The sequence below is a fragment of the Bacillus sp. AY2-1 genome, assembly GCF_008368965.1.
Lineage (GTDB): Bacteria > Bacillota > Bacilli > Bacillales > Bacillaceae_G > Bacillus_A > Bacillus_A thuringiensis_S.
Genome location: NZ_QPEL01000310.1, coordinates 1 through 792, shown reverse-complemented (window position 1 = coordinate 792; position 792 = coordinate 1). Strand labels below are relative to the sequence as shown.

Genomic DNA, 792 nt, shown 5'->3' with positions numbered 1-792 from the left:
TATTAAGTCATTATTCTAATCCACTATTGTTAGTACTGATGCAAAAAACGTGGGATATGGAAAAAATAAAAATTCTTATCGGAACTGAATTCTATATTGTTGAACTAAAGAGATCATGGTTTTAGACAAACTCCTCATCTTGGAGAGTTTGTCTTTTTAATTGTATGCATAACTTTTATACTAGCTTAAGCAGACTAGAATAGTAAACGAAAACTTCATACAAACCACACATTAACTCCACTACTAGCACAAACTACAGTTGTATACTTTAAGTATCATTTTTTAACAATAAACATTCAAACATACTAATATTATGTAATACGGAAGTTACACTACATTAGAAGAAAACAAATAAGGGAGAGCGGATACTATGACAAGATTTGCGAATCAGCATGTAGAGAACACGATTTTAGAAGAGGATGTAGAGCTTTTAAAACTTATGGCACACCCAATGCGTTTAAAACTGATCAATGAGCTTTCTAAACATAAAACACTAAATGTAACCCAAATGACCGAAATTTTAAACATTCCACAATCAACAGTTTCCCAACACTTATCTAAAATGAGAGGGAAGGTTCTAAGAGGAAATCGTCAGGGGTTAGAAATTTACTATAGCATCGAAAACCAAAAAGCTGAAGAAATTATGGGATTATTAGGACCAATACAATAAAATATTAAGTCTACCATTTAAAGATTATTTATATAGAATACTAAGCCCTCCTTGTTGTGGAGGGTTTATATTTATTAATTTTTTCAGTAATTATTACTTTCATCCAATGACATAAATATCTA

The 792-nt window shown here is 30.4% G+C and carries 1 protein-coding gene; it reads left to right on the top strand.

Features of this window, described 5'->3' with window-relative positions; genetic code table 11:
• Positions 1–370 precede the first annotated feature (370 nt).
• Positions 371–670, top strand: coding sequence for a transcriptional repressor PagR (gene pagR / locus DN403_RS30720; protein WP_000196515.1), 300 nt, complete (start codon positions 371–373; stop codon positions 668–670).
• Positions 671–792: the final 122 nt, after the last annotated feature.

What these genes read in the sequence shown, in the direction of transcription:
- pagR (WP_000196515.1), top strand. Translation starts at nt 371, where the DNA reads ATGACAAGATTTGCGAATCAGCATGTAGAGAACACGATTTTAGAAGAG.